This window comes from Mycobacterium numidiamassiliense, assembly GCF_900157365.1.
Classification (GTDB): Bacteria; Actinomycetota; Actinomycetes; order Mycobacteriales; family Mycobacteriaceae; genus Mycobacterium; species Mycobacterium numidiamassiliense.
The window spans coordinates 1465988-1488559 of the sequence record NZ_FUEZ01000003.1; the positions used below are offsets into that span (position 1 = coordinate 1465988).

Below are 22572 nucleotides of genomic sequence, written 5' to 3' on the forward strand. Positions count from 1 at the left end.
CCGGTCAGATCACCCGCAGCAGATTGCTGATCTTCCACTGATTACCTTCCCGGGTAGCGGTTGCCATCCAACGAGTCGTGTTCTCGAAGACCTGCTTGTCGTCCGGCGACTTGGAGGTGACTTCGGTCGCCACGATGACATTGGCGCTGCCGTCGTCGTTCCACCGTTCCACTCCGGCACCCAACACGGTCCCGGTGGCCGGTTCGGCCCGGGCGACCTGCAGCAGGATCTCGTTGGCTTTGTCGCGGTACTGCTTGGCGAAGTCGCCGGTCGCCTGGGCCTGTACCCGCGCGATGTAGTCGTTGGCGTGAAACGGATCCAGCGACGTGAAGCCCGCCATGAACCCCGTGACGTAGTTGAGCACCTCACGGTCCCTGGAGGCGGCGCGCTCACGCGATTCATGCGAGCCGAGCATCAGGGCGGACGCCGTGATTGCCGCGACCGCCAGCACCGCGGCTACCGCGACCGCGAGCGGCAACTCCCGCGATCGCCGCGGTTTGGGTGGCTGCGCACTGAGCAGCGGCGCCTCGCCGGGCGCAAACCTACGGCGGGGACTCATTTTCCGTTCCCCGGTTTGGGTTTGGTCAGGACGGTGAGATCGTCGACGCGCCAATCGTTGCCGCTCTTGACGAAGGCCACCCGTACGGTGGCCGTGATATACCGTTCACCGGGCGCGGCGCCGCGCCGGCCCTGCATGAACAGCAGCATTGTCGCCCGGTCCGGCGACGCCGCTTCGATCGAGCTGTCCGTCACCCAGTATTCGTTGATCACCGGGTTACCTTTTTGCACGATGTCCTGCTGGGTCACGAGTTGGCCGCGATATTTGTCGGTGGCCAACGACTGCGCGCGGGCGAAATCGTCGTGCAACGACTTCGGGTCGTACGTCAGCATTTGCGCGACGATCTTGGGCCCCTGTATCGCGATCTGCGCGCGGGTCTGATCGGTCGCCTGATCGCGGGAGTACACCACCGCGTAGCTCACACCGGCACCCGCCAGGGACAACACCGCAGCCGTCAGCGCTGCCACCGCGGTCCAGCGCCGCAGCTTGGGCAGCGCCACGCTCGACTCGGCTTGCCGCACTTCGGTTTTGCCCAACATGTCGGCGAAGGTGCGGCGCTGCGCATCCCACAGTGGCCACAACCATCCCACCACCGTCACGGTATCGAGGAGGTGGGCCAGATCCCGCAGCAACAGCCCCCACGCTCCGGGGGCGGTGCCATCGCGACGTACCACGGCGATGCCACACAGCGCGCGGCCCAGGCTCCACCCGAGGACCACCGGCAGCAGCAGCCGGTTGACCAGCAGCGCCAGGGTGGCCAGCCCCAGCACGGACATGCACACCCACCACCACACGCCGCCCGCCGAAACGGTGAACGACACCAACGCCATCGTCGTCACCACCGCTGCGGGCGGCAGGACGTCGACAGCCCACGCGCATGCACGAATGTGCCACGGCACCAAGGCATTTTCCGATGATGCCGGGATTCCCGCCGCGCTCTGGGTCTTAGTCGGACTGTCCTCGGCCACCACCGTCACTTGGTCACCTGGTCGAGCTTGGCGATCCGGTACTGGCCTTCGGCGTTCGACATCGTCACCCGCAGCCGGTAACCGGTTTCGTTCTGCGTCTGATCGCCGGCGACCTTGACGCGCATCGCGACGAGCACATCGATGGAACCGTCGGGGTTGTTACGCTCGACCGCGGCCCGCACGTCGGACACCTGCACGTGGACGTTCGACGCTTGATAGGCCTGAACGAGCATGTTGGTGTAGATCATGGCCTGGGTGCGGAAAGCGTCTGTGCCGCAGTCGATGATCTTTTGCTCACTGGCGATCATCGTGCTGGTGTCCGGCGCTTGCGTCGCCGACACACAGTCGATCGCCGCCTTGACCGCGGCGGCGTCGTTGCGCGCTATTTCCTGGCTTTCCTTGTGGTAGCGCAGCGCGAAGTAACCGCCGGCACCAATGCCCCCGGCCAGCAGGATCAGCACCGCAGCGATACCGGCCAACCAGCGGCGACCGACCCGCGACGGGCCACGCTCTACCGGCGCCGGTACGGCCTCGGCCGCTGTGTCGGCGTGGGTCGTCACCTCAGTGTCGGACTGGTCGACTCCGACCTCCGATTCCGACGAATCCTCGGTCGTCACCTGGGTGTCCAACGAATCATCTGCGTCGGTGGGGTTCAGCCGGCTGGCGCCAGCATCTCCTTCCATCCGTCGTCTCCTGTTTTGGTCGAGTTCTCGACGGAGTATTTGACACCGTCGGGCCCCACCAGCTCACCGCTCTGGGGACTGTATACCGCCGAAGGGGGGCCGCTCGGCGTATAGACACAGGGGTTGGGCTGCTGCCCGTTGCACTGCACCGTACCGGATCCCGGCCGCGACAAGGGATCACTGGTCGGCGGCGGTGTCCCCGAGACCCGATCCGAGGGCGCCGGGTTCAAGCCGTTGTCGACCGACGGCGCCGGAATCACCATGCCCGGCCGGACCGATTGGTCACAGCGCGCGGACGGCGCCGGACAGGTGAGGATCTGGTTCGGGTCGCCGTACCAGGGGTTGGTTCCCGCCGGAACGTACGGCCTGGGGTCGCGGCACTCCCGTGGCGAGGCTGCCCGCTTGCCCGGGACATCGGCACACGGGATGTTGCGCGAGCCGCGCACGCTGTTGGCCGGGGTGTCCATCGGGATCTTGCAGTAAGTGCCGGACGGCAACGGCTGCAGGCTGGTGTCGGCCGGAGACCGCCACTGCGGCGCCGGGATAAAGCCGGTCAGACACGGCGGTGGCAGGTTGATCGACAGCGCCAGGTCGAGTGCCGCCTGGTTCGGGAACGGCGCGGCCACCGTCTGGGCGATCGAGGCGCCCTGCGGCAAGAACACCAGCACCTGCTCCACGCCGGCGTGGTAGCGCTTGAGCAGGTCGAATATCACCTCGAGATTCGCCAGCGTCTGCGGCAGCGACTCCCGGACGTCGCTGAACACCGAGTTGACCTGATCGGCGGTCGGCGCGGCCTGCGACAGCACGCTTTTCACGTTCTGGTCCCGCTGCGCGGCCTGGGCGGCCAGCGTGTTGAGGTTGCGCGCCCAGCGTTCGATCGCGCTGCCCGATTTCACCTGGCTGTCCAGGACCGGGCCGGAGTTCTGGATGATGTCGTTGACGCTGGTGATGTTCGTCTTGAAGTCTCCGACGATCGCCTGAGTGGAGTCGACCAGCCGTTGCAGCGCCGGCCCCAACCCGCCCACGGACTCCGCGGTCTCATTGAGCAAGGTGGCGATCTTGTCCTTGGGCAACGCCGCCAGGCCGCGGTCGGCGGTATCCAACGCCGGACCGATCTCGGCGGGCACGGTGCCCTTGGTGATCGTTTGTCCGTCGGACAGATACCGGCCGGACCCGGTGCTGGAGACCAGGTCCAGATACTGCTCACCGACCGCCGACACCGAGTGGACGTTCGCGACCGTGTCGACCGGGATCTTGTAGTTGCTGTCGATGCTCATCGTCGCTTCGGCGCCCTTTTCGGTGGGCTCGACGTCGGTGACCTTGCCGATGGTGATGCCGCGATACGTCACGTTGGCAGTCGGGTACAGGCCGCCCGACGCGGGCAACTCGGCCTTGAGTGTGTACTGGCCGATGCCCACCAGGCTGGGAACCTGCAGGTAGTAGATGCCCAGCACCAGCAGTGAGATCACTGTCAGGATGCCGAACGCCACCAACTGGCGCTTGATGAAGGGAGTCAGCAATTCCGGTCCCCCCTTTCCACCAGCGGCCCGCCGGGCGCGTCATTCGGGTTCGGCGTGTAGCGAACGTCGGGAATCATCGTCTCGGGATCGCGGCCGAAGGACTGCTCGAGTGCGCGCAACGCTCCCGACAACCCGGTTCCCGTAAGGAACGCATTGTCGACGGCGCTGTAGGTCACGTCGAGCGTGAGCGAGAGGTTCTGGTAGTCACCGCGGAACATCTTCGGCACCGTGTCGATGTCGTAGGGCTGGGTCAGGATCAACTTCAGCGCCCCGATCAGATACGGCGAGGCTCGGCCGAGTTCCTTCAGCGGGCATTGCAGCGCCTGCAGGTCGGTGTGCAGGGGCCCGCGCGCCTCCGACAAGTACTGATCGGCGGCCTGGCTGAGTCGTCCCACCGAGTCGATGGCGTTGATCAGCAGGTTCTTGGTGTCGGCGAAATGCTTGATCAGCGGCGGGAGGTCGGTCAGCGCCCGGTCGAGGACGTCCGACCGGTTACCGACGTAGACCAGCAGCCGATTGGTCGAGTCGATCGCGTGGGTGATGTCGTCGCGCTGCTCGTTGACCTGCTCGGTGAAGGTGTCCAGCTTGCCCAGGAAGGACCGGATCTGTTCGCCCCGGCCATTGAAAATGTTGAAGACCTCGTTTTGCAGCACCTCCAGGTTCGGGATGCCGCCGCCGCGCAGGATCAGCGACAGGCTGGCCAGTGTCTGCTCGGTGGTGGGGTACGACGAGGAGTTCTTCAGCGGAATGGTGTCGCCGTCTTTGAGCAGCTCGGGCGACGGATTCGGCGGCGCGGAAAGCTGCACGTGCTGCGAACCCAGCAGGCTGGTCTGGCCGATCTTGGCGATGGCGTTTTTGGGCAGCTTGACACTCTTGCTCACGCCCAGTGTCAGGGTGGCCACCCAGTTCTTCAGCTGAATCGCCTTGATCGAGCCGACGAAGACGTCGGCGACCATCACCTTGCTGTTGCCGTTGATCGCCAGCGTGTCCGGCACCTGGACGTAGACGGTGTAGGCCCCGGACCCACTGCCCGGGCCACCCGGAATCGGGACGTTGGAGATGCCGCGCCAGCCGCACGAACTCAGCACCACCGCGGCCACCAGCAGCACCAGGCCCTGGCAGCTTCGGCGGCGGATCAGCCGCAACACTCTCACTGCCTGTCGGTTCGGCTTGCTCCTCACTGGCCACCCCCGAAGTCAGCGGGCGACACCGGGCCACCGGCGTTGGGTGCCGGGGCCGCCACCGGCGCGGGCGTCGGAGCGACCGGTCCGGGCAGCACATCCGGTCCAGGGGCCGGCGGCTGGATGGGCGTTGGGGCCCGCACCCCGATCGGCGGCAGGATCGGATTTTCGTCGTAGGCGTTCGGCGGTCCCGGCGGGGTCTGGTACTGGGACTGGACCGGCTCGATGTTGGGGCCACCCATGAGCTCAGACAGCGACTCGGGCGTCATCAAGCCTGCGGTGATCGGGCCCACCTGCTGTCCTTGCATCCCCGGGGCCACAATCCAGCCGGGCTGGGTGTTGCGGTGCGACGTCGGCGTATCCGGGCTCCAGATACCGGGGACGGTGGTGTCCTTGTATCCGGGTGGCGGATGCAGCCGCGGCTCGGAGTACGCGACTTCCTTGGGCAGCGTCTCGGCGGTGCTGAACAGGTTCAAGCCGAACGGCAGGTAGTTGAACTTGATCGCATCCAGGATCGGCCCCAGGTACTGGGCACACAGTTCGGCCGACTCCTGATACCCGAGCCGGCTGCCGGCCTGAATGGAGCTGCAAATGAACTGCATCGGGTTCGCGAAGTTGGCGATCGTCGGAATGGCGACCACCGAACCATGCGACGGGTGATAGATCTGGTTGATGTTCGCCGCGGCCGTCGGCAGAACATGCAACGCGGTCTCCAGCCCGTTCAACGACTCCGGTTGCAGCAGTGTGGTGGTGGCGGTGCTCAGGTTGTTGATGTCCTGCGTCAGCACCTCGCGGTTCTTGTTGAGCCAGGGCCGCACAGTGGTGAGCAGGCTGTCGAACTGCTGGATCGCATTGGACAGATCGCCGTCGGACGACGCGAGCTCACCGGTGACGTCGGCGAGGTTCTGGTTCAACGCGACAAACTGCTGATCGTCGGCGTGCAGCGCGTTGACGAACAGCGCCAGGCTGCGGACCACGGCAAAGAAGTCGCCGCGGCCCTCGTTGAGCGCGTTTAGCGCCTGCGACAAGCTGTTCAGCGTCGTGTTGATCTGCTTGCTCTTGCCCGCCAGCCCGTCGGCGAACGACGTGATGACCTCACCGAACGGCCCAGTCGGCTGCTCTTTGGTCGGACCGAGCTTGGAGATGATGTTGGTGATGCTGTTGCGTAGCTCGTCCCATTCCACCGGCACCTGAGTGCGCTCTTCCGGGATCACCGCGTTGTCGGCCAGCGTGGGCCCACCCTTGTAGGGCGGCTCCAACTGGATGGCCCGCGAGGCCACCAGCGTGGGGTTGAGGATCACCGCGGAAGCGCTGGCCGGGACCTTGTACTTGTTCTCGTAGTGGAAGGTCACCTTCATCTTGTCGCCGGTCGGCTCGATCTTGTCGATCGCACCCACCCGCAAACCCATGATCTGGACCTTGTCCCCGGGATACAGCGCGTTCGCCGCCGGGAAGTATGCCACCGCCGTGTTGGTGGTCAGCTTCTCGTACAGCCGGTAGCCGACGTAGCCGACCACCAGTGCCAGCACCACCACCAGCGATCCGATGATCACCGACGTGCGGGACAGCCTGGGTAGCCGCAGGTTGCGGATGTCAAAGATGGTGCTCAATTCTGGCTACCTCCCGTGACACCACTGCCTCCCGATCCGCCGGGGTTGATAAACGGCGCGGGCAGCTGGTTCCCCGGCCCGGGCGGCGCCGGCGGGCCCGGCGGTAACCCGGGCGCGAACGCTGAGGGCGGCCCCAGCGGGGCGGCAGGTCCGAGGTTCTCGGTGCGCGCACCCGGCGGTGCCTGGGTCGGCAGCGGCACCGGGGTGCCCGGAACGCCCGGCGGCGGGTCACCCGGCCGCCCCGCGATCGGAATGCCCGGCGTCGGCGGCAGACCGTCGGGGTTCGGCGGCGAGGCCGCGATGTCGGGCGGCGCGGGGAAGGCGGCGCCACCGAACGGGCCGATGCTGGCACCGGCGCAGGGCAGCGGGTTCCATGGACGCGGCAGACCTTCGTCGCCGATGGTGACGTTGCCGCCGGGATTGGCGGGGGTGTAGGAGCAGGGCGATCCGGGTGGGACGGCCGGCCCCGGGTGATCCGGGGTTCCTTCCAGAATCTTCGGGGCGGGCGGCGGCGCGCCATTGGGGAACCGGGTGCCGTTGGGGTCGGGCCAGCGGGATTCGGGCAGCCCGGCGCTGCGCCAGAAGTTCTCTGGGTCGATGCCGCGCTTCTTGAAGGCGGCGTCCACCCAAGGCTGCAGAATCTGATAGAAGGCCAGGTTGTGCAGCACCACTTTGAAGTACGGTCCCGACGCGATCGCTTCGTTCAGCGACGGCAGGAATCCGCCGACCTCAACCAATCCCTTGGCGATGTCGTCTTTGCGCTTGACCAGCACGTCGCTGACCGTGCGCAGCTGCTCGAGAACGTGATTCAGGTTCGGGTTGTCGTTGATCAACCCCTTGACCTGCTCGGAGAACGCCGCGATGTTGCCCAGCAGCGCGTTGATCGCCTGGCCGCGTTCGTTGAAGGCGGCCAGCAGGGTTTTCGCGTTGACCAGCAGGCGATCGACCTGTTCGCTGCGATCACCAAGGATGGTGGCCACCTGGTTGGCCTGGGCGAGCAGATGCTTGACCTCTTCGTCGCGTTTGCCGATGGTGTCGGAGAACTTCTCGACACCCTCCAGCGCGGCGCTCAGGTGCGGATAGGTCTGGTCGATGGTCTGTGACAGCACATGCAGCGACTGCTTGACCTCGTCGATGTTCCAGCCCGACGCCGCCTTGGTCGCGTCGAAGAACGCGTCGTAGATCTGATACGGCGTGGTGCTCTGCCCCACCGGCAAGGTCGCCCCGGGTTGCAGGGTCTGATTGCCGCGCGCCTCGATCTCGAGGACCTTCTTGCCGAGAATCGTGTCGGTCTTGATCGCCAGCCGGCTCTCGGTGCCGATGGTGTTGGTACCGATGGAGAACTTCAGCGTGATGTGATCGCCGTCGATGTCGAGGGCTTCTACCTTGCCGACGTCCATGCCGGCGATGCGCACCTTGTCACCCGTGTTGATGCCGCCGGAATCGGTGAACTGTCCGTAGTAGGCCGGCTTGGCGAACAGGATCGGGACACTGGTGAAGCTCTGCCCGACGCCGATCACGAGCACCGTCACCAGGATGCCCATCAGACCGATGCGCATCCGGTTGGGAGGTTCCAGCGTTCTCATTGTGGCGTGCACCTACCCGTCGGCTGCTGGAACAACCGGACCGTGCGAACCGGCCCGCCGCCCTGCAGCCCGTTGATCTTGAGGGTGACGTCGCAGGCGTAGAAGTTGACGAAGTCGCCGTAGGACCCGATGGAGCGCCCGATCAGGTTCAGCGCGGTCGGCACCTTCTGGAAGTAGTCGTTGAGCTGGTCACGCTGATCGACGAGCGGCTGCTGCACCTGATCCAGGTAGTTGAGCGTCTTGTGTATCAGGGTGCGGTCCTCGCCGAGTAGATCGGCCACCGTTCCCGCGGCATTGCTGATGTGTGCGGTCCCGGCCGCCAGTGGGTCGGCCTTGTTCTTCAACCCGGTGATGAGCACCTCGAGGTTGTTGATGGTCTGATCGAATTGCTCGCGGTGCTTGACCGTCGTGTCCAGCACGATGTTGAGGTTCTTGATGACCTCGCCGATCGCCTGGTCGCGCTGGCCGATCTGGTTGGTCAGCTGCGCGGTCTGGTCGAGGATGTCGTTGATGGTGCCGCCTTGCCCCTGGAAGACGGTGACCAGTGCCGTCGCGATGGTGTTGACCTTGTCCGGGTCCAGCGCCCTAAACAGCGGCTTGAAGCCACCGATCAACGCGTCGAGGTCCAGCGCGGGCGACGTGTGTGCCAGCGGGATCGCGCCGCCCGGCGGCAGCACCCGGTCGGCGCCCTCACCCTCGCCGCGCTTGAGCTCCAGGTAGCGGTTGCCGATCAGGTCGAGGTAGCGGATCTGCGCCGTCGTCGACTGATACAGCGGCACCGCGCGGTCGACGGCGAAAGTCACCCGGGCCCGCTTGCCGGTATCGATCAGCTCAATCGAACTGACCTTGCCGATCTCGACACCGGAGGCGCGGACGAATTGGCCCGGCCGCAGCCCGCTGACGTTGCTGAATACCGCGGAGTAGGCGTTGGTCCGGTCGAAGCGCATCTGACCGAACACCACGACGATCATCACAGTGAAGAGCAGCAGCACCAACGAGAAGATGCTGAGTCGAATGATGGTTCCGGTGATTTTCATGGGTTGATCGTGTTGTCCCCGACTTGGCGGCCCCAGACGTACTCGATCGCGTACGGCGAACCGGTGTCCAGGTGGTTATACGGCGCGAGGCTGTTGCCGGTGTCCATGACCAGCTCGGGCGCGGGCCACAGATCGTGGGTGATGTGCTGCCAGCACCCTGGCGCACCCCCGGGACCGCCGCGAGCGTTCACCCGCGGCAGGTTCTCCGGATACGTGTAGGGGTTGGGCGCGCCGCCGACCACCCCGGCGACCCCGCCGACCAGGCTGGCGATGACGGCAACCGCCGACACCGGGTTGGCGATCAGACCCAACCCGGACAGCGCCTGGGTGTGGGCGTTCAGCGAGTAGCCGTTGCCGGCCAGGAACGACGCCGCCTTGGGTTCGATGTCGTGGTAGTTGCGCAGCGTGCAGTAGATCGCCGGGCTGTAGGTGTCCAGCAGCTGGGCCGACGGAACCAGGTCGGCGGCCCCGCGGGCCAGGTACGGCCCGCCCTTTTCGAAGATCTCGGCGCCGGTGTTGCCGAACCCTGCCGCCGACAACAGCGCCTGGTCCAGGTCCTTTTGCTGCTGGTTGACCGTGCGGGCGGTGACGACGGCGTTGTTGAGGAATTCGACCAGGTCGGGCGCGGCATTCGCGTAGGTATCGCCCAGACCGGCCAGCTGCTGGATGTCGTGACGGATCTGCGGCATCTGCGGGTTGACGTCGTCCAGGATCGCGTTGGCGTTGACCACCGACTGGCCGAACTTGTCGCCCAGCCCGGCCAGCGATTGCGCGGCCGCGCTCAGCGTCAGGTTCAGCTTGACCGGATCCACCTTCTCCGAGATCGAGGTGATGGTCTGGAACAACGTGTTGATTTCCGTGGTCACCGATCTCGCGTCGATCACGGTCTGCGCCGAAAGCTTTTGCGACGACGGGTTAGTCGGCGTGGTCAGCGAGACGTACTTGCCGCCGAAGACGGTGGTCGCCTTGATATCGGCGTTCACGTTGACGGGGATCAGAGACAGGTACCGCGGGTACACGTCCAAGGTGAATTTGGCCGCCGGTTTGCCGTCGCGCGAGGTCTCCGCGATGTTGGCGACCCGGCCGATCTCCACCCCGTTGTAGGTGACCTTCGAGCCAGGGTCCATCACCAGCCCGGCGCGCGACGCGTACATGGTCAGCTTGGTCTTCGGCGTGAAGTCGCCGCGGAACTGCCCGTAGACCAAGACGAAGATCACCGCGGCGATGGCCAGCAATCCGACGGCCGCCAACTTGTACGGCGGGTTCCGCGCCTTGTTCGTCTTGATCGGCTTGGGCATGGCGGCTAAACCGTCAGCGCGAAGTTGGGGTTGACGCCGTAGAGCGCCAACGCGGCGGACAACACCACGACCTGGACCGAGACCAGCGAGAAGCGCATCGACCGACCGACGCCCTCACCGACGCCGACGGGCCCGCCGCCGGCGTTGTAGCCGTAATAGCAGTGCGTGATCATCACGACCCCGGTGATGATGATCGCCTCCAGAAATGACCAGAACACGTCATCGGGGCGTAGGAAGGTTCGGAAGTAGTGCTCGTAGGTGCCGTTGGACTGCCCGTAGAGCACTGTCGTGGTGATCTGTGGCGACAGGAAGCACATGATCATCGCCATTGCGTAAATCGGGATGATGACGACGAGCCCGGCCATGACCCGGGTGGTCGCCAGGAACGAGATCGACTTGATGCCCATCACTTCCAGGGCGTCGATCTCCTCGCTGATCCGCATCGCGCCCAGCTCTGCGGTGGCGCCGGCGCCGACCGTGGCGGCCATCGCGATTCCCGTGACGACCGGCGCGGCGATACGCACATTGATCAGCGCGGCAAAGAATCCGGTGAACGCCTCGACGCCGATGTTTCCCAGGGACGCGAACCCCTGGATGGCGACGAGCGAGCTACCGGACAACGTGACGAAACCGACGATCGCCACCGTCCCGCCGACCACGGCCATGGCGCCGGTGCCCATGCCGATCTGGGCGATCAGCCGCAACGTCTCCTTGCGGTAGTTACGCAGCGCGTGCGGCACCTGGCCGATGCAGACCATGGCGAACCAGCCCATCCGGCCGAGATCATCCAGCCCGCGGCCGGCGGCACCGCCGTAGCGGTTGAAGTTTTCGGTTGCCCGCGGGAACCGGGCTCGCAAGACGGCAGCGGTCGACATGTCAGTGCCCCGTTCCGAAGCGCACGCCGATGGTGGTCAGGATGACGTTGACCGCGTACAGGGCGACCACGCACAGCACCACGGTCTCGTTGACGGCGGTGCCCAGTCCCTTGGAGCCACCGCTGACGGTCAGGCCGCGGTAGCAGCCGACCAGCCCGGCGATCAGGCCGAAGATTGCCGCCTTGACGGTGGCGATGACGACCTCGGGCAGGCCGGTGATGGTGGTCAGGGTGGCCAGGTAGGCCCCGCCCGATACGTTCTGCAGGTACACCCCGAACAGGTAGCCGCCGACCAGGCCGACGGTGATGACCAAGCCGTTGAGCAGCGTTGCGACCAGAGTCGCGGCGACCACCCTGGGCACTACCAGGCGGTGAATCGGGTCGATGCCGAGCACCTCCATCGCGTCGATTTCCTCGCGGATGGTGCGCGCACCCAGGTCCGCGCAGATCGCCGTGGAGCCGGCGCCGGCCACCACCAGCACCGTGGTCAGCGGGCCGAGCTGGGTGACCGCGCCGATCGCCGCGCCGGCACCGGACAGGTCAGCCGCGCCGAACTGGGCCAGCAGCACGTTGAGCGTGAAGATAAGGAGAACCGTCAGCGGTATCGAAACCATGATGGTCGGCAGAAACGCCACCTTCATGATGAACCAGCACTGCAGGATGAATTCGCGCCATTGGAACGGCCAGCGGAACAGTGCCTTCCCGGTCAGCACGCACATCCGGAAGAAGCCACCGATGAGGGTCAGCGGAGTCCGTACCTGGTCGCGCAGGTAGCCCACCAAATGTGGACCTGTCGACGCCGTCACCCGTGCCCCCTCACGCCAGCCCCGCGTGCCTCCCAGCACCGCGGCGGATCCTGTCGCACGCCTCTTCCCTCCGCCGCATCGCGGCCGAGGGTTCCCCCATCTCGCCCGGAATCCATAGGTGTGACCATCGGCTCCCTACTGGCAAGTAGTAACGGAGACCACAGGAATGTACCCGATGGCCAAGCACGTGTGAACCGCAGATGCACAATTAACCCTTCGTCAACAGCTGGCAAACGTTACAGGCCCCTCAGCCCTCCTCTTTCTTTGTGAAATCCCCTGATAATGAATTATTTTCGGCATCAGCTGGGGATCCGTAGCGAACCCGTAGTTCGGTCTTGAGTACCTTGCCCGCGGGGTTTCGGGGCAATGCGTCGACGATCTCGAGTGCCTTGGGGTGCTTGTAGCGCGCGAGCCGTTCGGTCAGGAATTCGCCCAGATCATCCAGCCGCAGCCCCGCGTCGGCGACGGCGGCAACCGCGATCGGCACCTCGCCCCATTTCTCGTGTGAGCGTCCGATGACGGCGACTTCGACGATGCCGGGGTGGCCGGCGAGAACGTTTTCGACCTCCGCGCAGTAGATGTTCTCACCGCCGGAGATGATCATGTCCTTCTTGCGGTCGACGACCCAGACATAGCCTTCGTCGTCCATCCGGACGAGGTCGCCCGAATGGAACCAGCCACCGGCGAATGCCTCGGCCGTGGCGGCCGGGTTGTTCCAGTAGCCGTTCATCAGCGTCGGGGCCCGGTAGACGATCTCGCCGACCTCACCGAGGGGCACGTCGTTCATGTTTTCGTCGACCACGCGGGCCGCGACCGTCGGGATCACCTTGCCCACCGACCCACGCTTCCGGATGGCGTCGTCACCGAGCAGCATGCAGGTGACCGGCGACATCTCCGTCTGGCCGAACGCGGCCAATATCTGGGTCCCGGGGAACGTCTCCGACATCTCCCGCAGCAGCGCGTCCGGCGCCGGCGCCGCCCCCCACGACATGATCCGCAGCCGCAGATCGCGCGGCCTCGCTTGCTGCTCGGCGCAGACCGCCTGCCACTGGGCCGGCACCAGGAAGATTCCGGTGACCTTCTCCGCCGCCAGGACGTCGAGCAGTTGGCCGGGCTCGAATGCGCCGAGCGGGTAGATCACCGTGGGCAGGCCCAGCAGCAGGCCTCCCAGCAGGTTGCCGACCCCGGCGATGTGGAAGAGCGGGACCCCGATGAAGCCGACGTCGTTGTTGATGTCGGCGCCGTTGGTGTAGAGCCCGGTCATCGTCTGCCCGGTCAGGTTGGTGTGGGTCAGCACCGCGCCCTTGGGGCGGCCGGTGGTGCCCGAGGTGTACATAATCAGCGCGGGCGAATCGTTCGGCACGTCGGCGGGCTGGACCGGGTCACCCGGTTCATCGATCAGGTCGTCGTAGCCGAGCACGCGGTCGTCGGACGAGCCGCCGGCCACCACGATCGTGGCCATCAGGGACTTGATCTCACGCACCCCGACCGCGACCGGCGCCAGCACCTGTTCGGTGATCATCACCCGCGCTTCGCAGTCATCGACCAGCAGGGCGATCTCCGCCGGGGTGAGCCGGAAGTTCAGCGGCACCGCGATCGCCCCGAGCATGCTGGTGGCCAGCATCGACTCGATGAACTCGGTGCGGTTCAGCATGAGGACCATGACCCGGTCCCCAAAGCCGACCCCTCGACGGCTCAGGGCCCCGGCCAAAGCGGTGACCCGGCGCTGCAGCTCGGCCCATGTCACCGTGCGGCCGGTGAACCTCAGCGCCGTCGCTTGCGGCTGCATCAGTGCGTGCCGCTCGAGCTGGTTGACCCAGTTCTGCCGCCGGGCCAGGTATGGCTGCTCCTTAGCAGGCGATCCCTGTGCTGCCTGAGGCAGGTGGCTGGCAAGTTGTGCGGTCAAGTAATGCCTTCCCTTCACTTACGCACCGCTTGCGACAGGTTGATATTTGATAAAACATAGTGTTGTGTGGGTCACACTATGGCCTGATTGCCCTGATGACAAGCCCCGATGAGGCCCCTAGATTCCTGGCAAAACCCTGGGAGCTCGCGTGAAAGCACCACCGATTGAGCGGCTGCTCAGCAGGGGGCGCCCGTTGCGCCGAGCGCAGCTGTCCGACGAGGTTGCGGGCCACCTGCGGGCGGTGATCATGTCGGGGTCGTTGCGTCCGGGCACGTTCATTCGCCTCGACGAGACCGCCGCCCAACTCGGGGTCAGCGTGACACCCGTGCGCGAGGCGCTACTGAAGCTTCGTGGCGAGGGCATGGTGCAGCTGGAGCCGCATCGCGGCCATGTGGTGCTGCCGCTGACGGCCCAGGACATCGACGACATTTTCTGGCTGCAGGCGACCATCGCCCGGAAGCTTGCCGCGGCGGCGACCGACCAGATCACCGACGCCGAGATCGACGAACTCGAACGCATCAACAACATGCTGGCGGCGGCCGTCGGCACCAGTGATCCCGAGACCGTCTCGGGGATCGAGTTTGCGTTTCACCGCGTCTTCAACCAGGCCAGCGGCCGAATCAAATTGGCCTGGTTCCTGCTCAACGCCGCGCGCTACATGCCGGTGCTGGTGTACGCCGCCGACCCGCAATGGGGCATCGCCGCCGTCGAGAACCACAGTCTGACAATCGCCGCGCTGCGCCGGCGCGACACAGCCGCCGTGATCGAGCGCACCGTCTGGCAATTCACCGACGCGGCACGGCGGCTGATCGAAATGCGGGATCGGGCGGGGATTCTGGGCTGAGCGGCGGGCTCGCTAGTTGGCGGCCAGCTGTTCGGCCCGCTGCTTGAGGTTTTCCGCGAGGTGCTCCAGCACGTTGCCGAGCATCGACTTGACCATGGGCGCGGGGATGGGCATGGACGTCTCGACGTCGACATCCACCGTCAGCAGGCTGGAGGCCCCCACCTCCACCACGCTGAACAGTTGGTCCTGCTTCTTGAACAACTCGCCCTGCTGCATGACGGTCTGAATCTGGTTGGGGCCCGGGTAATACACGGCCTGTATGTAGGTGCCCTCGAATCCCTGGTAGACGGCGTCCAGGCGGAGCTGGCTGGGGCGCCCGTCGTCGTAGCGAGCAAGCACCCAGCAGCCCTTGACCCCTTCGCTCCACTCCGGGTACCGCTCGAAGTCCGAGACGATGGCCATGATCGCGGCGGCGTCCGCATCGACATCGACGGTCTTGCTCAACACAGGCATGGGCGAAGCATAACCGGATGCGCGAAAGCGCCCGCCCGGGGCGGCATCTCGGCTCGGGGCTATTCCGCGTCCGCGACCGAGGCCGTCGACAGCAGTGCACGGATGGCGTCGGGAATCGGCACCGGCTTGCGGCTGAGCCGGTCGACGTAGACGTGCACCCAATGCCCCAGCGCGGTGATGGGCTGAGCCTGTTCTTCCTCGTCGCCCGCCGTGGTTCCGAACACGCCGAGACGGTAAGTGACGCTGGTGCGGCCCAACCGGGTCACCGCGAGGCCGACGACGAGGCCTTGCGGGAAATGCAGTTCGGAGAAGTAGCGGCAACCCGATTCGGCGACGATGCCGAGCGCGGGCGTCGCCATCGGGTCGAGCCCGGTGGTGGTGTTGATCCACGCGTTGATCGCGGTATCGAACAGCTGGTAGTAGACCGCGTTGTTGAGGTGGCCGAACATGTCGTTGTCAGCCCATCGGGTGCCCACCGGCCACCACACCGGGAAGTCACTGCTGGTGAGCCGATCTGGTGTCGGCGGGACCGACGGCGTGGACGCCATAAGAGGTATTGCAGCACGGGTGGCGTCGCGGGCGCGTCACTGGATCGAATCGGCTGGTCCGCATCGCGGCTGAAGGCGGTGCGTGCGGCGACTATCTCGGGTGTAGGGGTGCGATGGGCTCCACCGATGCGTCGGGGAGGCGGTGACTTTCTATGTAGTCCCACCGGATCTGGTAGCCGAGTCCGGGTGCCGCCGGTAGCTCGACGAATCCGTCGGGCCCCAGTGGGTCGCAGGACGCCTCGAGATAGGGCGGCGCGACGTCGTAACGAACCCCGGGTCCGAGCAGTCCGCGCTCGTAGTATTCGCAAACGTCTTCACTCGTAGCGCCCAGGACCTGGAGGTTCCCAAAGCCACTCATGTGCAGCTCGCAGCGCATACCGACCGCCTCGCACATTCCGGCCAGTTTCATCACGCCGCTGATGCCGCCGCGCAGGACGTCGATGCGGCTGATGTCGGACGCATTGCGCAGAATCCAGTCTGCCCGGGTATAGATACCGCCTTCGGCGATCTCGGGCGAGCAGATCGGGATATCGAGTTCGTTGGCCAGTTTCACGTAGGACTCCACCCGGTACTCCGGCATCGGGTGCTCATACCAGTAGAAGCCCAGCCGTTCGAGTTCGCGGCCGACCCGCAGCGCGTCCACATAGCTGTGGTAGGTGCCCCATGGGTCGAACATCAGCACCATGTCGTCACCGACCGCTGCCCGAACTTCCTGGCACACCTCAATATCCCAGTCCACGTAGGACGGTCGGGGCAGGGCTGCCTGCCGGGTCGCGGGGTTCCAGTAGTGGTACGGGTGAATCTTGTAGGCCCGGTATCCCTGTCGCCGGCATTCAGCGGCGTGGGCGGCATACTCGCCGGGCGATCCGAGATTGTTGAAACTGCTGGCGTAGGCCTTGACCCGCTCGCGGGCGCCCCCCAGCAATTTGTAGACAGGCAGCCCGGCAATTCGGCCCGCCAAATCCCACAGGGCCAAATCGATTACGCTGCAAACGTTCTCGGGCAGCTTTGCCGCCCACAGTTGCCGCCAGATCTCCGCCCGGTCGAGCGGATCCTGGCCGGCGAGCAGGGGGCTCAAGAATTGCCCGACCAGCGCCTGGTCTGCGGGGAGCAAGCCGTCCTGGTCGCCGTGGAAGTGACCGCCGAAATAGTAGCCTTCGGCCCCCTCGTCGGTGAGTACCTTGGTCACGGTTTGCACCACGCGGTAATCGGTAGTCAGTTGGCCGAACGAGATTCGATCGACGCATGTCTCAAAGGGCACGACCTCCAAGCCGGTGATCTTGATGGCGGGTCCTCTCCAAGAAGGCTGCTGGGTGAAGCGCTCACCCGCACCGGCTGTGTCCGTCAGCCGATTGTTTCGCCGACCCGGATGCTGATAATAGAGCCAAAAGTCCTGAGCCCCAGGTCAGGAAGGCTCAAATTCCGTTCCAAACGCGCTGCAGGGCATCGCCTTGCAGCGCGAACAGCCGCTGTGAGCCGGCCCAGTCGGGCAGCAGCGAATCGAATCCGTGGCAGGCGCCGGCGAACACGTGCAGCTCGGTCGAGACGCCGGCACGCAGCAACCGCAGCGCGTACTCGATGGCCTCATCGCGGAAGGGGTCGACCTCCGCGCAGGTGATCAAAGCCGGTGGCAGACCATTCAATTCGGGGCGCCGGGCCGGTACGGCATCCGGCGAACCCGCATCCGTGCCCAGGTAGTGACGCCACATCAAGGCGGCGGCCTCACTGTCGAAGGCCGGGCTGGTGCGGAACTCCGCCTTGGACGCGGTGGGGCGATCGTCGAGCACCGGCTGATGCAGCAACTGGAAGATCACCGGCGGCAGCCACTCGTCGGCCGCACCCTGCGCCAGGCAGGCGGCCAGGGCGCCACCCGCGCTGCTGCCCGCGACGGCCACCCGCGCGGCATCGACATCGAGCGCTTTCGCATTGCCGGCCACCCACCTCAGCACCGCGATCGCGTCGTCGAACGCGGCCGGATACGGAAACTCCGGGGCGAGCCGATAGTCGACCGACACCACCGTGCACCGGCCGCGGCGGGCGAGTTCCACGCACTGGGGGTGATCGGTGTCGAGATTGCCCAGCGCGAATCCGCCCGCGTGGCAGTAGATGACCACCGGCGCCGGGGCGGGGCCGCCGCGATAGATCCGCACGGGCACCGCGCCGCCCTCGGCGATCACGTTGTGTTCGCTGATCTGCACACCGGGGACGCCGGTGTGCCGGGCGACGTCGCGGCGGCGCTCATCGAACGGCTCGCGCATGAGCGCGATCGCCTCCGTCGTGAATGCGGTTCGTGTCGTCGCGATGGCCCGCAGCGCGGGATCGAGGCGCCGGGCGCCGTCCAGGTCGGTCACTGGCTTCGCCCGTCGGATGCGGTGAACGCCTCGGCGCCGACGCGTTGAGCGGAGAAGAGGTAGTCGGCCGGTTTGAAGCTGCGCGTCATCTCCCAGAAGCTGCGCGCGCTTCGCGGCCACTGGGTGACCACCCGCCCATTGGCCGCACGAAAGTAGTTGCTGCACTGGGTGGTCCATACCGTGCCGACCATCCACCGGTCGATCTTGGCGACGAAGCCCGCCAGCGCCGACGGCCGCACAGCGAGATACCTCTTGTTCTTGCGCCGCAGGTATTTCAGCGCCCGCACGATGTAGCGCGCCTGCGCCTCCAGCATGAAGATCACACTGTTGGAACCGACGTTCGTGTTGGGTCCGTAGAGCATGAAGAAATTCGGGAATCCCGGAACGGCCATCCCCAAATATGCCTGCGCCCCGTCGCTCCACACCTCCCGCAATGTCGTTCCTTTTTCGCCGCAGACGTCCAGCTGCCCCAGGTAGTCGGCCGCGGCGTACCCGGTGGCGCACACCACCACGTCGACCTCGCGTTCGGTGCCGTCCGCGGTGACCAGCGACCGCGCCTTCAGATGGTCGGCCGGGCTGTCCACCACCTCGACGTTGGGGCGGGTCAGGGCGGGCAGGAAGTCCGACGAGAACACCAGCCGCTTGCAGCCCATCGGATAATCCGGAGTCAGCTTGCGGCGCAATTCCTCGTCGGCAACGGTCTTCTCGAGCAGGCCCAGCGCGATCGCGGTGAAATCCTGGGTCTTCTCGCTGCCATGCTCAATGACCGAGATGTTGGATTCACTGCGCAACCACAACCGGGTTCGGTACAGCTTCTTGGCGAACGGCACGTGGGCGAAGATCCAGCGTTCGCGCCGGGTGTAGGGCCGGTCCGGCTTGGGCAGGATCCAGGTCGGCGACCGTTGCACCGAGTACACCGTGTCGGCGACCTTCGCGAGTTCGGGTATCAGCTGCGACGCGGTCGACCCGGTGCCCAGCACCGCTACCCGCGCACCCTGCAGGGAAACGGAGTGATCCCAGCGGGCCGAATGCATCACCGTTCCGGTGAACGGCTCCCGCTCGACGAGATCGGGCAGCAGCGGTCGGGTGAACAGGCCGACCGCGGACACCACGATGTTGAATTGGTGCCGCGCGCCGTCAGCAGAGGTCAGGCACCAGAGTTGGGTCTGTTCATCCCAACGCGCCGAACGGATTTCGGTGTTCAGTTTCAGGTGCGGCCGGAGCCCGTACTTGTCGGCGCAACGCTCGAAATAGGCCAGGATCTCGCGTTGGCCGGACCACAGTCGCGACCAGTTCGGATTCAGGTCGAAGGAGAAAGAGTACAGATGCGACTTGACGTCGCAGGCCAGGCCCGGATAGGTGTTGATCCGCCACGTTCCGCCCACGTCGTCTTCGCGGTCGAAGATGGCGAAGTCGTGAAAACCCGCACGCGACAACAGTATTCCCAGGGCGAGGCCGCCCGGCCCGGCGCCGATGATCCCGACCGACAGATTCGTGCTCATCGGATCTGCAGGCACTGTCCGCCGTCGACGACGAGCTCCGAACCGGTGATGAAGGACGCCTCCTCGGAGACCAGAAACGCGACGGCATCGGCGATCTCGGTGGGTTGGCCGATGCGGCCGAACATGGCCGTGTCTGCCAATCGGGTCTGGGTGGCCTCGTCAAGCATCGAGGTGGCAATGGGTCCCGGGAACACCGCATTGACCCGGATGCCGGACGGGCCCAGCTCGGCGGCCGCAGCCTGGGTCAGGCCACGCAACGCCCACTTCGCCGACCCGTAGGCGCAGTGCTGCGGAAAGGGACGCATCGCCCCGGTGCTGCAGATGTTCACCACGGCCGCATGTTGCGCCGCACGCAGTTGATCGAGCGTGGCGCGCAAACCCAGGAACGCGCCCAGACAGTTGACCCGCCAGGAGTTTTCGAAATCCTCGGGCGTCTCGTCGGCCAACGATGCCCGATGTAGCGCACCGGCATTGTTGACCAGGGTGCTCAGCGACCCGAATCGGTCGACCACCTTGTCGACGGCCGCGGCCCATTGCTCGGCGGACGTGACGTCGAGTTCGATCGCGATCATCTCGCCGTCGCCCAATTCGCGCACCGCGGTGACGATCTCGTCGGCGCGCAGGTCGCAGGCACCCACCGAATAGCCCCGAGCGCGAAGCCTTTTCGCGATGGCCCAGCCCTGACCGCCGGCGGCCCCGGTGACCAGTGCGACACGTTGAGTCATGAGGACGCCACCTCCGGGCGATCGGATAGACCATGGCTGGTGATGAATTGGCAGCGACGCCGTCGGAATCGCCACTGCCCGCCGTCGCGGACCAGTTCGTCGTCGTACAGCGCCGGCCGCAGCTGGTGGTCACCGGTCCGGACGAACAGTACCTGCGACCGTGCCGTCGCGGTGTCGTCGTGGACGTCGATCCGCGAGACTCCGGTCAGGTGCAGCCCGTATGGCGCGTCGGCAAACATCTTGCGGAGACCGCCGTGCCTGGCGAAAGACCGCCCGTAGACGTTGACTTCCGCATCGGGGGTGAAAAGTTGGACGCACGCTTCGATCTCTCCGGCGTCGAGGGCCAGCGCATAGCCGGCGATCAGCTCGCGGATGGCCGCGTGGTCGTCGGTCATCCTCCGGTGGCCTCACGCAGATGCTCGGCGGCTCCGCGCCGCAACGCCGCCGATTCGGCCGCCAGGGTGATCATCTGAAAACCCAGCTGCGCCATGGCATGTCCGGTCTTGCCGTCGCTGGCGTGAATTCCGGTGACCAGCCCGGCGGCGGTAGCCTCGCGATGAATGCGCGTGATCGCGGTCAGCACGTCCGTGTTGCGGGTGGACCCAACGGCGTCTAAACCCATCGAGATGGCCAGATCGGCGGGGCCGACATAGATTCCGGCCAGGCCGTCGACCGCGCAGATTTCGCTGAGATCAGTCAGCGCCGCGGCGGTTTCGATCATCGCGAACACGCTGACCCTGGACTCGAGCGCGGTGCGGTCGACTCCCAGGCTGGCGCGCAGTGGGCCGAAGCTGCGGACGCCGCCCGGCGGATAGCGGGTGGCGGCCACCGCCGCCGCGGCCTGGTCGGCCGACTCGATCATCGCGATGAAGACGGCGTCGGCCCCGGCGTCGAGTACCCGCCCGATCGGCGCCGCGTCGGCGTTGGGTAGCCGCACCGCGGTGGCGATGGGTAGGTGTTCGAGGCGGCGCAGGATGCCGGCGATGTCGGCGTCGTCGAGATAACCATGCTGGGCGTCGAAGCCGACGTAATCGTAACCGGCCCTGGCAAATTCCTCGGGTCCGATCAGCGTGGGACCGGTGATCCAGCCGCCCCAGATCGGGGTGGCCTTGTGTAGCGCCCGCTGTAGGTTGCTTTCCGTTGTCGACACACTCAGCCCGCTATCGCGATCTTGACGCGTTCGGGATCCGGCCGGCTGGCCAGGTCGAACGCGGCCTGCACCTCGTCGACGCCGAAGGTGTGGGTGAGGTAGGTGCCGAGCAGCTCGGGATGCTCGCCGGCGAACTTGTCGGCGGCTTCCAGCACACGACGACGGTCCAGTGTCACACCGGATTTCAGCGTCAGGTTGTTACGCAGCATCAGACGCATGCTAATCGGGTAGGCCTCGTCGTCGGCGACGCCGAAGTAGAAGACGGTGCCTCCCGGGGCGGCGGCTTCGACGGCGTGCCCCAACGTCGCGACCTGATGACCGACGGCTTCGATGACGATGTCGGCGCGGTCGGCGGCCGCCAGTTGGCTGACCCAGCGGTCGCTGGTGGCGCGGACCGCGTCATCGACACCGAATGCGGTTGTGAGACTTGACCGGTCGACAGGGTCGACGCCGGTGACAAGGCGTGCGCCCGCCGCCTTGGCGACGTAGGAGAACAGCAGCCCGATCGAGCCCTGCCCGATGATCGCGACGTGCCGGCCGGCCAGGTCGGGCAATTGCTCGCAGGCGTACAGGACGCACGCCAGCGGTTGCAGACCGACCGCCTGCGCCGGGGTCAGCCCCGGATCGTAAGGCGCCAGCCCGTTGCCGTCGCTGATCACCCGCTCCATCAGGCCGTCGAATCCGGAGGCCCACCCGACCACACGATCCCCGGGCCGATGTTCGGAATGCCGGCTGGCGATCACCTCACCGGCGATTTCGTGGATCGGGAAGCCGTCTTTCTCGGCGGCGCTGCGGCCGTCGTCGCCGGGCAACCGCCCGCGGGAGCCACGGAAGGCCGGCATGTCGCTGCCGCACACCCCGGCCGCCAGGAAGCGCAGCAGCACCTGGCCATCGGACAGGTCGTCGGGTGTTTTCTCGGCGATCGTCGTCCGCTCGAACTCATACGGCGCGACGATGCGGTAGGACCACAC

The 22572-nt window shown here is 66.1% G+C and carries 22 protein-coding genes; 1 reads left to right on the top strand and 21 read right to left on the bottom strand.

The genetic code is table 11. The annotated features are described in order from the left end of the window. Nucleotides 1–4: 4 nt before the first annotated feature. The 12 genes from MNAB215_RS06815 to fadD5 all read right to left on the bottom strand — a co-directional run bounded on the left by MNAB215_RS06815 (nt 5) and on the right by fadD5 (nt 14028). The gene (locus MNAB215_RS06815; protein ID WP_077078025.1) at nt 5–559 is read right to left on the bottom strand and encodes a mammalian cell entry protein; all 555 of its coding nucleotides are present in this window, start codon (nt 557–559) and stop codon (nt 5–7) included. After that, nucleotides 556–1536 (bottom strand): RDD family protein, encoded by a 981-nt coding sequence (locus tag MNAB215_RS06820; RefSeq protein ID WP_077078026.1) that lies wholly within the window; start codon nt 1534–1536, stop codon nt 556–558. The genes MNAB215_RS06815 and MNAB215_RS06820 overlap by 4 nt, the downstream gene beginning before the upstream one ends. Then, nucleotides 1533–2210, bottom strand: a complete 678-nt coding sequence (locus MNAB215_RS06825) for an Mce protein (protein WP_077078027.1) — start codon at nt 2208–2210, stop codon at nt 1533–1535. Before MNAB215_RS06825 ends, MNAB215_RS06820 begins: the two co-directional genes overlap by 4 nt. Further along, entirely contained in the window at nt 2180–3730 is a 1551-nt protein-coding gene (locus MNAB215_RS06830; RefSeq protein WP_077078028.1) for a virulence factor Mce family protein, read from the bottom strand. The genes MNAB215_RS06825 and MNAB215_RS06830 overlap by 31 nt, the downstream gene beginning before the upstream one ends. Then, complete coding sequence (locus MNAB215_RS06835) at nt 3724–4884, bottom strand: virulence factor Mce family protein (RefSeq protein ID WP_174604530.1); 1161 nt, start codon at nt 4882–4884, stop codon at nt 3724–3726. The genes MNAB215_RS06830 and MNAB215_RS06835 overlap by 7 nt, the downstream gene beginning before the upstream one ends. A 23-nt stretch (nt 4885–4907) precedes the next feature. After that, nucleotides 4908–6521, bottom strand: coding sequence for a virulence factor Mce family protein (locus MNAB215_RS06840; RefSeq protein ID WP_077078029.1), 1614 nt, complete (start codon nt 6519–6521; stop codon nt 4908–4910). Beyond that, entirely contained in the window at nt 6518–8107 is a 1590-nt protein-coding gene (locus MNAB215_RS06845) for a virulence factor Mce family protein (RefSeq protein ID WP_077078030.1), read from the bottom strand. Before MNAB215_RS06845 ends, MNAB215_RS06840 begins: the two co-directional genes overlap by 4 nt. Next, complete coding sequence (locus tag MNAB215_RS06850) at nt 8104–9144, bottom strand: virulence factor Mce family protein (protein WP_077078031.1); 1041 nt, start codon at nt 9142–9144, stop codon at nt 8104–8106. The genes MNAB215_RS06845 and MNAB215_RS06850 overlap by 4 nt, the downstream gene beginning before the upstream one ends. Then, on the bottom strand, nt 9141–10442 hold the full coding sequence (locus MNAB215_RS06855; protein WP_077078032.1) for an MCE family protein: 1302 nt from the start codon (nt 10440–10442) through the stop codon (nt 9141–9143). Before MNAB215_RS06855 ends, MNAB215_RS06850 begins: the two co-directional genes overlap by 4 nt. Before the next feature lie 5 nt (nt 10443–10447). Continuing rightward, nucleotides 10448–11317, bottom strand: a complete 870-nt coding sequence (locus MNAB215_RS06860) for an MlaE family ABC transporter permease (protein ID WP_077078033.1) — start codon at nt 11315–11317, stop codon at nt 10448–10450. 1 nt (nt 11318) lies between these two features. Next, the gene (locus MNAB215_RS06865; RefSeq protein WP_077078034.1) at nt 11319–12122 is read right to left on the bottom strand and encodes an MlaE family ABC transporter permease; all 804 of its coding nucleotides are present in this window, start codon (nt 12120–12122) and stop codon (nt 11319–11321) included. A gap of 247 nt (nt 12123–12369) precedes the next feature. Next, nucleotides 12370–14028 carry a fatty-acid--CoA ligase FadD5 gene (gene fadD5 / locus MNAB215_RS06870; RefSeq protein ID WP_077078476.1) on the bottom strand — a complete coding sequence of 553 codons (1659 nt, stop codon included), beginning with the start codon at nt 14026–14028 and terminating at the stop codon, nt 12370–12372. 148 nt (nt 14029–14176) lie between these two features. Here fadD5 and MNAB215_RS06875 point away from each other — a divergent pair, with 148 nt between their 5' ends. Further along, nucleotides 14177–14872, top strand: a complete 696-nt coding sequence (locus MNAB215_RS06875; RefSeq protein WP_077078035.1) for a GntR family transcriptional regulator — start codon at nt 14177–14179, stop codon at nt 14870–14872. Nucleotides 14873–14884: 12 nt separating this feature from the next. On the opposite strand, the gene MNAB215_RS06880 is transcribed toward MNAB215_RS06875, so the two are convergent. From MNAB215_RS06880 to MNAB215_RS06920, 9 genes are all read right to left on the bottom strand, one after another. Beyond that, nucleotides 14885–15325 (bottom strand): SRPBCC family protein, encoded by a 441-nt coding sequence (locus MNAB215_RS06880; protein WP_077078036.1) that lies wholly within the window; start codon nt 15323–15325, stop codon nt 14885–14887. Nucleotides 15326–15384: 59 nt separating this feature from the next. Further along, nucleotides 15385–15873, bottom strand: a complete 489-nt coding sequence (locus MNAB215_RS06885) for an acyl-CoA thioesterase (RefSeq protein WP_077078037.1) — start codon at nt 15871–15873, stop codon at nt 15385–15387. 91 nt (nt 15874–15964) lie between these two features. Continuing rightward, the gene (locus tag MNAB215_RS06890; protein ID WP_131829086.1) at nt 15965–17062 is read right to left on the bottom strand and encodes an enolase C-terminal domain-like protein; all 1098 of its coding nucleotides are present in this window, start codon (nt 17060–17062) and stop codon (nt 15965–15967) included. Nucleotides 17063–17288: 226 nt separating this feature from the next. Beyond that, a complete protein-coding gene (locus tag MNAB215_RS06895; RefSeq protein ID WP_077078039.1) occupies nt 17289–18224 on the bottom strand; it encodes an alpha/beta hydrolase in 936 nt (311 codons plus the stop codon). Then, the gene (locus MNAB215_RS06900; protein WP_077078040.1) at nt 18221–19726 is read right to left on the bottom strand and encodes a flavin-containing monooxygenase; all 1506 of its coding nucleotides are present in this window, start codon (nt 19724–19726) and stop codon (nt 18221–18223) included. The genes MNAB215_RS06895 and MNAB215_RS06900 overlap by 4 nt, the downstream gene beginning before the upstream one ends. Next, nucleotides 19723–20451 carry an SDR family NAD(P)-dependent oxidoreductase gene (locus MNAB215_RS06905; RefSeq protein ID WP_077078041.1) on the bottom strand — a complete coding sequence of 243 codons (729 nt, stop codon included), beginning with the start codon at nt 20449–20451 and terminating at the stop codon, nt 19723–19725. Before MNAB215_RS06905 ends, MNAB215_RS06900 begins: the two co-directional genes overlap by 4 nt. After that, on the bottom strand, nt 20448–20846 hold the full coding sequence (locus tag MNAB215_RS06910; RefSeq protein WP_077078042.1) for a nuclear transport factor 2 family protein: 399 nt from the start codon (nt 20844–20846) through the stop codon (nt 20448–20450). The genes MNAB215_RS06905 and MNAB215_RS06910 overlap by 4 nt, the downstream gene beginning before the upstream one ends. Beyond that, nucleotides 20843–21601, bottom strand: a complete 759-nt coding sequence (locus MNAB215_RS06915) for an HpcH/HpaI aldolase family protein (protein WP_077078043.1) — start codon at nt 21599–21601, stop codon at nt 20843–20845. The genes MNAB215_RS06910 and MNAB215_RS06915 overlap by 4 nt, the downstream gene beginning before the upstream one ends. A 2-nt stretch (nt 21602–21603) precedes the next feature. Further along, entirely contained in the window at nt 21604–22572 is a 969-nt protein-coding gene (locus MNAB215_RS06920; protein WP_077078044.1) for a zinc-binding dehydrogenase, read from the bottom strand.

Excerpts from the sequence above, each read along its gene's own strand:
- MNAB215_RS06880 (WP_077078036.1), bottom strand. The coding sequence starts at position 15,325 with ATGCCTGTGTTGAGCAAGACCGTCGATGTCGATGCGGACGCCGCCGCG.
- MNAB215_RS06850 (WP_077078031.1), bottom strand. The coding sequence starts at position 9,144 with ATGAAAATCACCGGAACCATCATTCGACTCAGCATCTTCTCGTTGGTG.
- MNAB215_RS06900 (WP_077078040.1), bottom strand. The coding sequence starts at position 19,726 with ATGAGCACGAATCTGTCGGTCGGGATCATCGGCGCCGGGCCGGGCGGC.
- MNAB215_RS06845 (WP_077078030.1), bottom strand. The coding sequence starts at position 8,107 with ATGAGAACGCTGGAACCTCCCAACCGGATGCGCATCGGTCTGATGGGC.
- MNAB215_RS06815 (WP_077078025.1), bottom strand. The coding sequence starts at position 559 with ATGAGTCCCCGCCGTAGGTTTGCGCCCGGCGAGGCGCCGCTGCTCAGT.
- MNAB215_RS06855 (WP_077078032.1), bottom strand. The coding sequence starts at position 10,442 with ATGCCCAAGCCGATCAAGACGAACAAGGCGCGGAACCCGCCGTACAAG.
- MNAB215_RS06860 (WP_077078033.1), bottom strand. The coding sequence starts at position 11,317 with ATGTCGACCGCTGCCGTCTTGCGAGCCCGGTTCCCGCGGGCAACCGAA.
- MNAB215_RS06825 (WP_077078027.1), bottom strand. The coding sequence starts at position 2,210 with ATGGAAGGAGATGCTGGCGCCAGCCGGCTGAACCCCACCGACGCAGAT.
- MNAB215_RS06905 (WP_077078041.1), bottom strand. The coding sequence starts at position 20,451 with ATGACTCAACGTGTCGCACTGGTCACCGGGGCCGCCGGCGGTCAGGGC.
- MNAB215_RS06885 (WP_077078037.1), bottom strand. The coding sequence starts at position 15,873 with ATGGCGTCCACGCCGTCGGTCCCGCCGACACCAGATCGGCTCACCAGC.
- MNAB215_RS06910 (WP_077078042.1), bottom strand. The coding sequence starts at position 20,846 with ATGACCGACGACCACGCGGCCATCCGCGAGCTGATCGCCGGCTATGCG.